Annotated in this window: 1 protein-coding gene; it reads right to left on the reverse strand. The window is 51.8% G+C overall.

Going from position 1 to position 247, the window contains the following annotated elements; all coding sequences use genetic code 11:
- Positions 1-247, reverse strand: a 247-nt coding sequence (locus tag AC1RPU_RS08440) for a hypothetical protein (protein WP_481769721.1), incomplete at both ends; no start/stop codon positions are given.

Below are 247 nucleotides of genomic sequence, written 5' to 3' on the forward strand. Positions count from 1 at the left end.
TCCTTCAGTAGGAAAGCTTTTTGTTCATGAGCCCAGATACCGTGAACATCCTCAAGCCAGCAGTTGGGTGTGAGGCGGTTGCCGAGCGCCCGGCGTATGACAGTCACCAATTCTTCCGCTGCTTTCTTATACGGATAATCGGGATTGTCCCACGACAGGATTTGAGCCGAACTCTTAATCGCGTGACACAGATATGTCTGGTAGTGATCATCTAGGACTCGGATCGCACGGTGCAGCACCTCGATCT

The organism is Dellaglioa sp. CoH-55-MRSF-7, assembly GCF_056782235.1.